General features: G+C 73.5%; 1 protein-coding gene. It reads left to right on the top strand.

Annotation, left to right across the window (positions count from 1 at the left end; all coding sequences use genetic code 11):
• Positions 1–235: 235 nt before the first annotated feature.
• On the top strand, positions 236–1,039 hold an 804-nt coding region (locus ACWF94_RS40960; protein WP_453500453.1), incomplete at its 3' end, for an oxidoreductase.

Below are 1,039 nucleotides of genomic sequence, written 5' to 3'. Positions count from 1 at the left end.
GGCCCCGCCACCCGCTCGACCACGGCCCGACCAGCCCTGTTCGTACGACGGCACACCGCCGTCCCCGCCCGCCCGCGAATGTCGGCATCACGTCAGCGGCCGTCGCCCCGGCACGGAAGGGCGCCCGGTGCCCGGGGCGGCACCGCCGCGGGCCCGTCGGCTCCGTATGTGCGGGGACCGCAGGGAATGGGCCGAGGCGCGATCGGAGAGGCCGACAGCTGGGGATACTCAGGACATGTCTGCCGAGTACGCGACCTTCGGGCTGGCGCCGGCGATGCGAGCCGGGGGTGTCCTCGCGAATGGCGTAAGTCAGGCGCACCGGGACTTCATGGATTTCATCGTCGACGGACAGCCGCTGCTGTTCCAGCTCTGTGATCTCGACGCCGTGTCCCCTCTGGCCTCCGACGTACCCCCGGCCATACTGACGGCCGAGGTCCGCACCCTGCTGCTCGAAGCGCCCACCCCGCTCGGCGGCGGGCGCTGTGTGATCTATGCCTGTCCCGAGTGTGAATCGCTCGAATGCGGCGCGGTGACCGCCGTCATCGAGCGCGACGGCGACGACGTCATCTGGCGCGACTTCGCCTGGCAGACCTCCGAGCAGGCGGACCTCGACCTGAACGGCTACCACGGAATAGGGCCGTTCCGCTTCCAGGGCGATGCCTACCGCGCCGAGCTGGGACGGCTCATCGCCGCGGCCGAGGCCGCCGACGCGGCGGGCCCGCTGCGCCGTCGCGTCCTGCTGATCGGCGCCCGGGCCGCCGTCCTCGCCAGACTGGCCGCCGCACTGCGGACCATCGGTATCGGCGCGGACATCACCGCCGACGCCACCGACGTCCCCGCCGAAGAACTGCGCACCTACGGCGCGGTCGCCTTCGGGCCGGCCGTCGGCGCACCGGAGCGCGCCGCCGTGCGCGCCGCCTTCGACGCGGCGGGCACCGATGTGGCGTACGTCGACGGCCTCGCCCCGGTCGTGCCCGTCGTCGTCGCCCAGATCGAGGGCGCCCTCTACCGGGGCCCGCTGGAGCGCCGCAGGCTCACC

This window comes from Streptomyces sp. NPDC055078, from assembly GCF_053607985.1.
This window is presented reverse-complemented; position numbering and strand designations above follow the sequence as displayed.